Below are 12,597 nucleotides of genomic sequence, written 5' to 3'. Positions count from 1 at the left end.
TCCCCCTAACGTCTGCATGGAAGTATATAGTCTAACTGATTTGATTCACATATTTGCTAGGTGTGATGCCTATCTGTTTTTTGAAGCATTTGCTGAAATAGTTGGCGTCCGCATATCCCACCTGATTCGCTACGTTTTGGATAACCTTCTCTCCCTGATCAAAAAGTTCTTTAGCTTTAATAATCCGTATTTCAGTCAGGTAGTCATTGATTGTACAAGTCGTTTCTTTTTTGAACACGAAGCAAAGATGATTGTAATTCATATGAACGCTCTTTGCGATATCTTCGATTCGCAGTTCTTCGTTGCCGTAATGCCTCGAAATATACGTTTTGACCTCCTCTATAACTTTTACGGCTCTATTGGTTTTGCGGCTATGCACATGATCCATGGCCTTTAGAATGAAAGCACGGATCCAATCCTCCAACTCGTTGAAGGTTTTCATCCTCTGAACGTGTTGTATCAAATCGGGATGTGTCGTATTTCGGAAGACATCTTCAGAGTTTTGGGACGCTTCGGCCAAAAATTCCAGACATGTGGCTACGATTTCGATTCCAGCGAGGAGCAGCATTTCCATAGAAGCTTTTTGTACGCGAGAATCATGGAAAAAGCGCGAGAGCCACTCTTCCGTCTCGGGCATGTTCCCGATCCGCATAGACATTAGCAAACCGCTTCTTTTTTCCACCGAGAACAAGCCGACCTTTATCCCGGTTTCCGCAATCAAGGAATGTGCGAACACTTTGTTGCCGCCCCATACAAACCGCTGCTTCAATGCGATCAACGCTTCCTTGTACGATGCCGAAATCGACTCAAGCGTTTCGCAGCCATTTCCTAAACCAATTGTTACCGTACAGCCCAAGTCGTTCTCTATGTTCAATCGAATCCGTTCGCAAATTGTTTCCAGCTTATTGAAATTGCCGTCAGGGGATCCTATGATCAGAACCAGGTGAGCCTCATGATCATGACAGCCGACACACTGAAAGGCGCTCTGCATATTATTTTGAGCGATTTCTTGTACTTTGGCTTTGCGTATCCGCATATCCTCCTCAAGATTCCTCTCATCACTTGAATCCAGATCGACCACAATTGCCCTATAATGCAACCCTTCCAACTTTATTCCCAAATCATTTAACCGATCCCATTCGGAATTGGATCTAGAGATACCGTTGCCCTGCAGCCAACCGTTCAGCACTTGCTCCTTCATGACAGACAAGCCTTCGCTCGCCTGCTTTCTTAAATCGTCCAACTCAAGTTTGCCAAGACGCTCGGTTCGTATCAATTCCTTTATATCAAGTAAGGAGCTTTGGAGTTCTTCTTCGTTAATAGGCTTCAACACGTAATTCATAACGCCTAATTGCACGGCCTGTCTGGCATACGCGAATTCGCTGTGGCCTGACAACACCAGAAATTTTGATTTCCGGTCGCGCTCTTTGGCTTTATGTATAAACTCCAATCCATCCATTATCGGCATATTCATATCCACCAACACGACATCAGGCTCTACCTCAGCCATTAGCTCCAGCGCTTCCGCCCCGTTTTTCGCTTCCCCCGCGATTTGAAAGCCCAACTCACTCCACGGCAGCGAAATCTTCAAGGCTTGCCTAAAGTAATATTCATCATCGACGATAAGTACTTTGTACATGGTATTTCCCCCTATTCTATTCAATCCTTATCTTGCGGATAATAGAAATGCCAGCCTCATGGATGCGAGCAGGAGCTAATGATGTCGAAGAGGCAATACGATTTTAATTTTAGTATAAACGCCGAATTCGCTTTCAACTTGGAGTCCGTATCTTTCTCCATACAGCATTTGGATCCGATTGGATACGCTTCTAATTCCAAATCCCCCAGCTTCATCAAGAGCACTGGATCCCGCCATTATAGCCTTACTTTGATTATTGTGCATACCAGCCCCGTTATCGTAAATTTCAATTTCCACATTGTTGCCGCTTCGCTTTCCGGTAATGCGTATGATTCCTTTTTCCTTTTTGAGCTTCAATCCATGATAGATGGCATTTTCCACAATTGGCTGCAGGGTCAACTTAGGAATCGAATACGTCAGAATTTCATTGTCAATTTCCATCGTATACGTCATATATTCAACATAACGCAGCTGCTGAATTTCCAAATAACTTTCCGTTAAACGCATCTCTTCGCCAATCGATATGATATCGTTACCTTTACTTAACGAAATCTTATAGAAATTCGCCATGTATTGGGCTGCCTGTATGGCTTGCTTCCCTAAGCCCAGCTTAATGAGCGAAATAATGGTTTCAACCGTGTTGTACAAAAAATGAGGCTTTACTTGCGATTGCAGCAATTTAAATTCGATCTCGGCCTTTGTCCTTTGTTTCTCGACGTTTTCGGCCATAAGCGCTTCAATACGATTCATTAAGTTATTGAAGCCCTCGCTTAAATATCCGATCTCATCTTTTGATTGGTAAGTACTTCTGACTTGCATCTTCCCCGTCCGGATTTCTCGCATAGTCTTAGCAAGCTGGAAGATGGGTCGCGTAATCGATCCCGACAATAGAAAGGACACAATTAATGCTAATAGCAGGCATGCTGCGCCGATTCCGATCATTAATTGATTGATTTGTTTCCGATCTGAAGAAATATCATCCATAGGGATAACGCTTACAATTGTCCATTTCAACGGTTCGAAGCGCTGGGTGAATATCAACATTTCATTGCTTCCGCTGCCTTGGGTAAAGGCTGTGTCTTTACCATTCTCGGGAATGGTTATGGAGACGGCTTCCTTGAAATCCCGGTATAACATGGCTTTATTCTGTGAGGAAATAATTCGGCCGGCAGAATCAACGATATAAAATTCCCCTCCCTTATTTTCCCCTTCGTAAATTGAAGCAATCGTCGTTTCTTTCACGTACAAAAAAACTCTGCCAACCATTTTACCGGTATCTTTATGAATGACCGATTTGGAAACCGCAATTACGTTGTGCTCACCTTCATACAAAAATCCGAATTTGATCAAGCTTGTCCAAGTGGGTAAGTAGAAACGATCATCCGCTCCATAATCGTCACCGAATATACGGGAAGCATATGCGTTATCGGCAAACCCGACGTCCACCCAGTGATGATTCGAGGTGAGAATGCTTACCGCTTTAATTTTTGTGTTAGGCTCCACTATATTGCTAATCGTTTCTGAAAGAGTCTTTTTCATTGAAAGGTTATTTAATCCTTCAACCGGCCTGCTTGCATTGAATTCACTATTTAATAAAAAATCGTTATAAAGCACGCTCTGCAACCGATAATCGCTGGCCAAAATTTTGGAATAATCTTCAATTGTAGCTATCAAAGTTTGAAGGTTGTTTTTGATGAGCACAAGCTCTCGCGATGAATTATTGATCTCTTTCTCGATAAGGGCTTTCTGTGAAATCGTGTTGGCAAAGTACGACTGGGTAGAAATAAATACGACAATAATTAATAAATTCGCTATGAATATTTTGTTTCTAATGGAAATCCCGCCTATATACTTCGAGAAACCACTCATCAAACGATTACTTCCTTTCTTTTCAAATGGAAATATTCATTATGTAAGCAGATTGATGTGAAGATCTTGGAGAGAGACATGCATATAAGATATGTATGTGTGGGTTCTCTATTAAGAATAGCATAGGTTTAAAACGTGTCAAATCGAAATATTTTGAACAATCTACACCGTTATAAACACGAAGCAGCAACGAAAAATCCGTTCTTGGATTAAGAATAATGGCAATGGGAACAAAAACTTCAGCAAATAAAAAAAAACGGTAAAGGGAGTTCTCGATGGTTAAAATAGCAATTATTATAGGGAGTACACGCCCAGGGCGCAATTCTGAGGCTGTATGCCTGATTTCTCAATCGAGGATTGGCGGGTGACCATTGCCGGAGAACTCAACATTCCTTTTTTTGTGACAAAATACGCTTGGCCACACCTGGTGAGTCGCGGTGGCGATCAGTCCAGGGCCATTTTTGACACCAGCCAGCGACCGCGACCTCGGTGACAACCAAGCGGCTCGGGATGCCATAACCAGTAAGACGCTTCTGAAGAGGTTCGGCCAACCACATGAGCTCGCGGAACTCGCGGCCTTCATTGCTTCGGACCGTGCATCTTACATTACAGGCGTTAACTACGCAGTAGACGGCGGCGCGAGCGCTTGGTAATGCATCTTGATCTTCATACTGAACACGCACGAATCGATGAAGATTGTTGAGTGCGGAGTCGGACAAGTGTCCAAGTATTTCTTTCTTTGACCATTTGCATTGCATAAATTTTTGCTGGTAATTCAGTGATCCAATGGTTTAGGCTTTCTAATGTTGGTTTAATTGATCTCACTCTCCCATCATGTTTTACACGTTATAACAAATTTTCTTGCGTAATATTACTCTTTCTTCTGCCCGTTACTTCAACTAACAACTTCATTTTCTTTCAGTAAGAAAATCATTTACAACATGATAAAAACCTTCTAAATCATCAGAGTGAACACCATGACCACATTCTTCGAAAACTACAAGCTTAGTGTTAGGTCTTCGAATTTCCATCTGTTTTGCTTGTTTGATGTCAAGAAAAAAGCTTTTTTTACCATGAATCAGCAAAATAGGGCAATTAGAAGATAACCAATCTTCCCACCAGACCCCATTAGATTGGGGTACGGAAACTTGCAGCCCCTTTACATCTGTACGGAACCCCCATCCCCGTTCATCCTCGAACACGCTTTCTGAAAAATAATCAATCGCTCGCAGCCCTACACTCCCAAGTGAATCTCTTAGTTCTTTTAAAGAGGCCGAACGATATGGAAGCTTGTCGGCAAATGAGAAGTCACCGTTTATTTCCACACCGATATCCTCAACGATAACGGCTTCGACCCATTCAGGATAACGAGCTGCGAATTGATAAGCGTTCAACCCACCTAGAGAATGTCCCAGTAGGGTTACCGGTTGTCCCTCGAGTTCATTTTGAATCAAGTTTAATAGGTCATTGATGTAATCATTTCTTGCATATTCCATGCCAGAAGGATGTTCACTCCATCCGTGTCCGCGCTGATCTACAGCTATAACCCGCCAATTTTTAAATTTGACAGCCAGCTCCGAAAATGTTCTCGCATTCGCCATATAACCATGTAACATAACAAGAACTTTATTACTATCTCCACCAAAATCAAGGTAGGAAAGCTTAAGATTACCTGAGTTATAATATTTTCTTATTGCCGGAATATCGTGTAAAATCTCCATCGTTTTTCTCTCCCTTTATAAAATAATCTTCTTAAAAACGAATCAGTTATCCATACTCTTTGAAAGTAATGTAGGTGTCTCTAGTACTCCTTGCTTCCTTCCGTATAAACAAGCAAACAAGGCGGAAAGTGCCATAAATAGAGAGCTGGATGTTACGCCAAATTTCAAACCGTATTGATCGACAACCCAACCTCCCACCATGGGACCTATAATTTGCCCTGCTGCAAAAGTAGCAGTGGCTACGCTTAGGCATACCGCATAAATGCTACTTGGTACATAACGACGAAGCAGGGCGGTCGTCATCAACGGCGGGGTAATAAAAGAAACCAACCCAATAACTACTGCGCCTATTGAAGTAAGCAGAATACGATTTGTCGTTACTGCTAATACACCAGTTGTACCTATTGCTAACCCCAATGCAAGCGTATACCCGCTTGGCCATCGGTCAATAGCCCTTCCTCCAATCCAACCGTTGAATAAACCTGCGGCTCCGATACCGGACCAAATGAGTCCAGCATAGATCGATGGAATTCCTTTATTCACGAGATAAGGAACCAAAAATGTGAAATAAATAATGTAGCCCCAACCAAAGAAGAAATAAGATCCGAGCAAGAATAAAAAATGATTAGGACTAAACATGAGTCTGTATACACTCACTTGTTCTTGTTCCCCTGAATTCGATTCAAGTTCTGTGAATCGGGTACGCTCAAAAATTTGTTTTCTTGTTACCAGCTCAAAGCCCACTGTAGCAAGAATCCCGAAGATTCCCATGGCCATCCAGGCATAGCGCCAACCATCTAAATGAGCAGGCTCTATGATATATGGAGCGAATAAGCCTGTAATCAGAATTCCGGCAGATCCACCTAACCATATTAGACCTGAAGCCATTCCTCGCTCAGGGGGTTGAACGGCGTCCGTAGCAATAGACAAGACCAACACCGTTGCCGATGCTGAAAAAAAACCAATCATAAACCGCCATAGTCCAAGCTGAATGAAATGATCGCTAAACGCTGAGCCTATCATGGCCAATCCAAGTAACAAACATGATATTCTATTGATTGCATTCTTTTTATGCCGAAACCGGGAAATAATTAGCGGTAAATACAGGGTTCCAAGAAAGTAACCTATAAAATTGACGGTTGCCAGTATGCCTAATTCAGCGTAGCTTCCCCCAATTTCCCTTTGAATCCCTGGTAAGAACAATCCATACGATAGCCTTGAAAATCCAAGGATTACAGCAAATAATAGTGATGCCCATAAGGTAATTCGATTGAATGCCGATTTATAACCTAAATCCATAGCATCCCTCCTGCCTAAAAATTGTTCTTGTAGCTATTGTAATTCGGTGTTAAAGTTTTGTAAAATTGAATTGTATGAACAAATTATTCATTTTTATTAAACAAAAGGATGTGGGAACATGGATCTGCGAGCATTAACAACATTTGAAGCGATTTTGCGTCTTGGAAGCTTTCAGAAAGCTGCTGAAGAACTCCAATTTGCACCCTCTACAGTAACACTTCAGATTCAGCGTCTTGAAGCTGATCTAGGGGTCTCTTTATTCGTTCGTGACGGCAAACGCATGGTTGCTTCTGAAGCCGGCCGATGGCTCTATCAAGAAGCATCTGGTTTACTGAAAAAAATAGGATCCATGAGACAGACAATTTCCGATTTCGGTACGGGAAATGGCGGAGCCATTCGTTTTGCCGCTATAGAACCTATCGCGAGCCAAACGATAGCGACTATCGTAGCTGATTTTTGTAAACTTCGTCCGCAAGTGCAGTTATCTATGGAAATTAGCGGTAGTAAATCGATCGCGGAGAGAGTTCGATCCGGTGAATTGGATTTCGGCCTATGCGCATCTCCATCAGTAAACCTCATGTTGGAGTTTGAACCGCTCATTGAAGAAAAATTGGGGGTATTGATGAGAACTGATCACCCAATGGCCAAAAAAACTTGCTTCGAGGTGAACGACCTTGCCGGACTAACCATTCTGCTTAAAGAGCAAACCTGTATTTATAGAGAAATATCAGAGAAGATATTAAGTCAGAGTGGCCAAAATCCTTTTTTTGGTATGGAGGTGGGAAGTTTTTCTGTGATTCGGCAAATGGTCAAAGCTGGTCTCGGTATTGGTATTATTCCTATGTATAAAAGCTTGGAACTAGAAAACACCTTAGTCATTAGGCCTTTTGTCGATATAGACCCCACTGTCGCAATTGGTCTGGTTTATAAAGATAGCAACACCCTGGGAAGGGCATCATTATTATTAATGAATGCTTTAAGAGATCTTCGGACAACGGAGCAATTACAGCAATGCTCAACTTCCCATCCCGAAAATGCAAAATGCGCTTCGCCTGCTGCACAATCTGCCGATCATGCGTAATGAACACAATCGTCCTCCCCTGCTCATTAAACCTCTTAAGAAGATCCAAAATCTCTACGCTCGTTTTCGAATCCAATGCCCCGGCAAATCAGCGTTCATTGCTTCCACACAATGACCCAGCAGAATCTTTCCCATGTTAAGGCGTCCTCCCTTCCCAGCCTTTTCCATTGGACGAAGAAAATCGTCCTAATCCAAGGATCGGGACGATTTGTAATCCATCACATCAACACATAAATGTCATTACCTGCTACTTCCACTTCGTAGCCGCGGAGCTTTACGCCGCTCTCAACCAAATGCTTGCCGTCCGTCAAACCGAACTCCCAGCCGTGCCATGGGCATCGGAGAATCTCCTGATCCCTTCCGTACTCATACTCATAGACAAGGGATGGAAGCCGCGTACCGCACACGACCCCTTCGCACACGGGAGCGGCCGCATGCGGACATAGATTTCGCCAAGCGTAGTAGCTGCCATTCACATAAAAAACACCTATTTCAATGCCGTTAAGCGTTATGATTTTACGCCCTTTATCCTGAAGTTCCTGGACGGTTGCCGCCTCATATCTACTTTTCACTTTACTCATCGGATCAGACCTCCTGCTTCAGCGCAGGAAAGGTATGCGCGCCATAAAGTTCCAATGCATTTTCCACCAGAATCCGCGTTCTCAGATCCTTGCGGATCGGCTGAAGGACCATTTTCGGATTGTCGAAGTCCCAATGCGGATAATCGGAAGAGAACATAATCATATTGTCGCCGCCGATCATATCAAATATTTGATTCAAGTGTTCCGGATTGGAAGGTTCCTCAATCGGTTGTGTCGTCAGACGGACATGTTCCTTGATGTACTCCGAAGGCAACCGTTTGAGCCATGGAACAAGGTCGCGCAAGCCTTTATAATTTTTGTCCATCCGCCACATCAGGTGCGGAAGCCAAGCGATGCCTCCTTCAATGGCTACAAATTTAAGTTTCGGAAATTTTTCGAATACCCCTTCGCATACGAGGCTGTTCACATGCGCCATATAGTTGGTAGGCAGAATATTATGCCACTCCAGATACGAAGTAGGATAGCCGGATGGCGTCGGCGCTCCGGCGATGCCGCGTCCCTCGGTGCCCGGGTGCACAGCAACCGGAAGTCCGTTGCGCTCGGCCGCTTCATAAATCGGATGATAGAAGCGCTGACCGAACAGCATACGGGAACCGCTGCACATGATCACCTGAATCATATCCTTGTGCTTGGCCATACGATCGATTTCCTTCGCCGCCGCTAGCGGGTCTGCATGGTTGATCAGGATCGAACCTTTATAGACCGGACTTGCTTTTAACCAAGTTTCCACCAGCCAATCATTGTACGCACTTGCGACCACATTGCCGTAATCGGGATTCGGATTAAGGGAGATGCCCAATATGCCCGAACCCGTCAATATTCCATAATCAATCCCAAATTTATCAAAATGATGCTTGAGCATATGCTGCGGATCACTCCCCGGCATGCCGCCGCCCGGCGGAATGGCGTCCTTGCGCATTACACCGACGGGAGAATGCCACCCTCCGCCGTAGGCAGGACCTGCGGAGAGCCAGTAATCGTGCCATACTTTCGGGAGATAGGGAAGCAGATCCTTCGAACTCCCAATCGCATTATGCACATCTGCATCAATAATGTTAGGTTTACTCATGTTCAGCAGCTCCTTCATGAAAAGGTTGTCATTGCTTATAGATACAACTATATAGGTCAGACAACGAAAGGTACATGAAGAAAAATTTCGAAAAACTGGATTTTTGTTATGTGGATCCCTTTATGAATTCCGGTAGTCCCGCGGGCTCATACCTGTTTCTTTTTTGAACACACGGGTGAAGTAAAAAGAGTCCGTAAAGCCGCAAGCATCGGACACATCCCGGATCGGCAGCTTACTGCTTTTCAACAAATACTTGGCGTGATCCAGGCGCATTTTCACAATATAAGCGACGATACCCAGACCAATATACTTTTTAAATGCGATGGATAAGTATCCGGGCGATAACGATACGTGTTCGGCGACAATTTCCCTGGAAATAGGTTGTTGAAAATGCTTTTTTATATAAGCGGTTGCCTTCTGTACGGCAATGACGGTCGGCGTTTCTTCATGTTCCATGTTCGTTAATTCATTGACCTTTTGAATCACGTTCAGAAATTCCAGCTTCACGCGCCATTCATAACCGTCTTCTTTGGACTCCCAAATCTGAAGTCCATTACGAAATCCTTCTTCGATCGCCATCTGGCCGATAGGAGCGTAGTTCCCACTGACCGGCAACCTGTCACCGCACACCGTCTGCAGCATCTCGCCGTTCTCCCAATGCGTGATTCGGTAATGAAATTGAAAGGAAATAAAACAAACCGGTTGCTCAGGAGTCGTCGTAATCCGCATAAATGTGCCCGGGCGCACCTGAAACAGATCACCTGCGCGAAGCGTATGCTTTTCCCCTTCAAGCTCCAGCACCCCCTCGCCTCCCAAAACATAGGAAAAGGTGTGTAATCTCGTATGGTCACGAATCAGATCATAACGGAATTCGCGCCAGTATGCAGCATTTCGTTCCACCACATCCAAGATCCGCGGCGTAAACCCGATCAAAAATTCATAGTTCATGTATTTCCGCCTTTTCTCGATACTGACCAGGGGTCATGCCTTCATACTTCTTAAATAGACGGTTAAAATAAGGCGGCTGGTAACCGACACGAATGGCAATATCATTGATTTTCTCATCGGTCTCGACGAGCAGCTGTTTGGCTTTCGTCAATCTGTACTGCGTTAAATAATCAATAAACGTCTGACCGGTAACCTGCTTAAAACCCAGACTCAGCTTCTTGGCATAGGTGCCGTGCACATCCGCACAATACTCCAGCGAAATGTCATGGGCATAGCTGGTGTGAATTGTCGACAGCACATTCTCAACCAGACGCTTGAGCTGCATGTCCTGTGTGCTGTGAAGTCGGACGATATACGGAGCAACTATATATTGCTTGATCCAGCTCACGATGGCTTCAGGCTCTCGGATCGCGGTAAGCTGCTCCCACATATCCAAGCCGTCATTCAGCTGAAGCGGATTATACCCCGATAGCATGATGGTATTGTGGATGTTGCCGCACAACTGCATCAGCGCTTGCCGAACGCCGAGTTCGGTATCCAAGCCCGTTTTGAGCATAAGGAAGAAATGGTCGAGCAGTTCAACCAGCTCCGCCTCGTTGCCCGAGCGGAGAGCCTTCAGAATCGCCGCTTCCTCTTCAAAAGGATAGGCAATTGCATCTTGTCCGCCAGGAATTATATCCAATGCGTCCAGAATTTGCTGGGCTTCATCATGCTTGCGGTAAGCCAGCGCGTTTCGCGTGTCATCGAACATATGAGCCAACTTGCGCAGCTCTTCCGTTCGGCCGCCGACGGAAACGGTCACTTCCACCTTCAGCAGGCTGTTCAGCGTATGCGCCAATTCTTCCGCAAGATGGAAGAGGTCGGTCCGCGAATGTTCTTCCGACATATCTGCCGGCTGCCGTACAAGAACGCCTAGAGTCAGGTCGTGGAAATTGACCGTGTCCCCATCGATCCCCTTGTTCTTAATCAATTCTTGAACAATATTCATGGCTGCGAAAGACACTAGAGGCTCGTCCCCCGGCGAGAATTTCCCTTCCGATCGGTATATCCCATGGATTTGCAGCACCAGGACCGCGTACACACGGTCATCCGCCTCCCAGCCAAGCTGCTCAACCCTTTCGGCCAATTCACTTTCACTCAGTAAGGACAAGTTGCCCTGCATCAGCTGAAGTAAGAAGTTTTCACGCAGCGAAGGTAAGTGCTGATCGATGCGTGCTTGCAATATCTGACTCTCCCTTGAGAGATGCTTCCATTCATCGGCGATGTAATCAAATTCATCCAATCCTCCACCGGAACGCCCCGGCTTCAATTGCTGAATTAAGCGGTTGATCGGATTGTACATCCGTTGATACGAATACCAAGACAGCATCAGCGCAAGGAAAATGCCTAGACAGCCTGTTAGCATGATAATGCGGGAGAGCCGCTGTACAGGCTTCGTCATCTGATCGAGCGGCGTTGCGGACGCAATCGTCCAGAGATGACCGATACGCTTCATTTGGCCGACCGACACCGAATAAGCTTCGCTGTTCCACGTCTGGATCGAGGAGCTCTGTTCCGTGCCGCCCCCCGAGTCAACCAGTCGCATCAACGTTAGATCCAAATCCGTCGGCCGTGCGATGCTGTCTTGTCCTAGCGAAATAATGCCGCCATCCTGCTGCAATAACACGGTCGCACCCGTTCCGTCAGCATCCAGTTCAGAAATGAGCGCATTCAGCTTCTTCGCATTAATTTCCACAATCAGCGCAGCTTCCGTCTGCACGAGGCCGCCAGGAATCCGGACAATTAACGAGAACGGCGCCATCTCGCTATTTGCGGATAACTGATTAGTCCAATACACGTCCCGTTGGTAAGAAGCCAGGGTACGGTACACTTCAAGCTCATCAGTCGATGAAATAACGTGAATGCCGGTATTTTCGTTGATCAGCATCTGCTGTTTATCCAAGTATAAGGTGACTTCACCGATTAACGGATCCGATGATTTAATCCAGGTTAATGCTTGGTAGATCGATCGGGTGCTCTTGAAATTTTCATAGACGTCCAATTCTGAGAAGGAACTGCCTAAGTTCAGATTGAAGGACCATTGAGCCATGATAAGCTCCAGATGGTTTAAATTCTCATTAATACGCTCTATGGCGTAGGAAACTTGGTTTTGATGCGCTTTCTGAGCTTCCTTCTCAATCTGCTGCGTGCCGAGCACATACAGAATAATACCGATAATCGCTGCCGGCAAGCAGGCGCTGAGCATCGCGATAATCCATTCTTTTCTGCGGTAATAAGGCTTGCGCATAGCTCCTCACTCCTCACTTGCTGAACATAAGTGAAACGCTTCCAATCCTAAGGTACATTCATCATATCGGAAAACCTCCCCC

At 45.2% G+C, this 12,597-nt stretch carries 10 protein-coding genes; 2 read left to right on the top strand and 8 right to left on the bottom strand.

What is annotated here, in order from left to right; translation table 11 throughout:
* Nucleotides 1–31: 31 nt before the first annotated feature.
* Nucleotides 32–1,639, bottom strand: coding sequence for a response regulator (locus PCH02S_RS10470; protein ID WP_127452671.1), 1,608 nt, complete (start codon nt 1,637–1,639; stop codon nt 32–34).
* A gap of 75 nt (nt 1,640–1,714) precedes the next feature.
* Nucleotides 1,715–3,508 (bottom strand): cache domain-containing sensor histidine kinase, encoded by a 1,794-nt coding sequence (locus PCH02S_RS10465; protein ID WP_127452669.1) that lies wholly within the window; start codon nt 3,506–3,508, stop codon nt 1,715–1,717.
* A 437-nt stretch (nt 3,509–3,945) separates the two neighbouring features.
* On the opposite strand from PCH02S_RS10465, the gene PCH02S_RS10460 reads away from it, so the two are divergent.
* Nucleotides 3,946–4,161, top strand: a complete 216-nt coding sequence (locus PCH02S_RS10460; protein WP_127452667.1) for an SDR family oxidoreductase — start codon at nt 3,946–3,948, stop codon at nt 4,159–4,161.
* Nucleotides 4,162–4,416: 255 nt separating this feature from the next.
* Here the strand turns inward: PCH02S_RS10460 and PCH02S_RS10450 are convergent, their stop codons facing one another.
* Both PCH02S_RS10450 and PCH02S_RS10445 read right to left on the bottom strand, forming a co-directional pair.
* Nucleotides 4,417–5,229: an alpha/beta fold hydrolase gene (locus PCH02S_RS10450; RefSeq protein WP_127452665.1), complete on the bottom strand. Its 813-nt coding sequence runs from the start codon at nt 5,227–5,229 to the stop codon at nt 4,417–4,419.
* A gap of 42 nt (nt 5,230–5,271) precedes the next feature.
* Entirely contained in the window at nt 5,272–6,528 is a 1,257-nt protein-coding gene (locus PCH02S_RS10445) for a YbfB/YjiJ family MFS transporter (protein ID WP_127452663.1), read from the bottom strand.
* 118 nt (nt 6,529–6,646) lie between these two features.
* Here PCH02S_RS10445 and PCH02S_RS10440 point away from each other — a divergent pair, with 118 nt between their 5' ends.
* Nucleotides 6,647–7,609, top strand: a complete 963-nt coding sequence (locus PCH02S_RS10440) for a LysR family transcriptional regulator (protein ID WP_127452661.1) — start codon at nt 6,647–6,649, stop codon at nt 7,607–7,609.
* Between the two features lie 218 nt (nt 7,610–7,827).
* On the opposite strand, the gene PCH02S_RS10435 is transcribed toward PCH02S_RS10440, so the two are convergent.
* From PCH02S_RS10435 to PCH02S_RS10420, 4 genes are all read right to left on the bottom strand, one after another.
* Entirely contained in the window at nt 7,828–8,190 is a 363-nt protein-coding gene (locus PCH02S_RS10435) for a Rieske (2Fe-2S) protein (RefSeq protein WP_127452659.1), read from the bottom strand.
* A gap of 4 nt (nt 8,191–8,194) precedes the next feature.
* Complete coding sequence (locus PCH02S_RS10430; RefSeq protein ID WP_174806763.1) at nt 8,195–9,280, bottom strand: amidohydrolase family protein; 1,086 nt, start codon at nt 9,278–9,280, stop codon at nt 8,195–8,197.
* Nucleotides 9,281–9,400: 120 nt separating this feature from the next.
* Nucleotides 9,401–10,228 (bottom strand): AraC family transcriptional regulator, encoded by an 828-nt coding sequence (locus PCH02S_RS10425; RefSeq protein ID WP_127452655.1) that lies wholly within the window; start codon nt 10,226–10,228, stop codon nt 9,401–9,403.
* Nucleotides 10,218–12,515 carry an AraC family transcriptional regulator gene (locus PCH02S_RS10420; protein ID WP_127452653.1) on the bottom strand — a complete coding sequence of 766 codons (2,298 nt, stop codon included), beginning with the start codon at nt 12,513–12,515 and terminating at the stop codon, nt 10,218–10,220. Before PCH02S_RS10420 ends, PCH02S_RS10425 begins: the two co-directional genes overlap by 11 nt.
* Nucleotides 12,516–12,597: the final 82 nt, after the last annotated feature.

Origin of the sequence: Paenibacillus chondroitinus NBRC 15376 (assembly GCF_004000765.1) — a bacterium.
Taxonomy (GTDB): domain Bacteria; phylum Bacillota; class Bacilli; order Paenibacillales; family NBRC-103111; genus Paenibacillus_E; species Paenibacillus_E chondroitinus.
The sequence above is the reverse complement of the archived record's forward strand: the minus strand, read 5'-3'. Positions and strand labels throughout refer to the sequence as shown.

Bases quoted from the DNA above. Each gene is read 5' to 3' on its own strand.
- PCH02S_RS10470 (WP_127452671.1), bottom strand. From the start codon at position 1,639: ATGTACAAAGTACTTATCGTCGATGATGAATATTACTTTAGGCAAGCC.
- PCH02S_RS10465 (WP_127452669.1), bottom strand. From the start codon at position 3,508: ATGAGTGGTTTCTCGAAGTATATAGGCGGGATTTCCATTAGAAACAAA.
- PCH02S_RS10450 (WP_127452665.1), bottom strand. From the start codon at position 5,229: ATGGAGATTTTACACGATATTCCGGCAATAAGAAAATATTATAACTCA.
- PCH02S_RS10445 (WP_127452663.1), bottom strand. From the start codon at position 6,528: ATGGATTTAGGTTATAAATCGGCATTCAATCGAATTACCTTATGGGCA.
- PCH02S_RS10440 (WP_127452661.1), top strand. From the start codon at position 6,647: ATGGATCTGCGAGCATTAACAACATTTGAAGCGATTTTGCGTCTTGGA.
- PCH02S_RS10435 (WP_127452659.1), bottom strand. From the start codon at position 8,190: ATGAGTAAAGTGAAAAGTAGATATGAGGCGGCAACCGTCCAGGAACTT.
- PCH02S_RS10430 (WP_174806763.1), bottom strand. From the start codon at position 9,280: ATGAGTAAACCTAACATTATTGATGCAGATGTGCATAATGCGATTGGG.
- PCH02S_RS10425 (WP_127452655.1), bottom strand. From the start codon at position 10,228: ATGAACTATGAATTTTTGATCGGGTTTACGCCGCGGATCTTGGATGTG.
- PCH02S_RS10420 (WP_127452653.1), bottom strand. From the start codon at position 12,515: ATGCGCAAGCCTTATTACCGCAGAAAAGAATGGATTATCGCGATGCTC.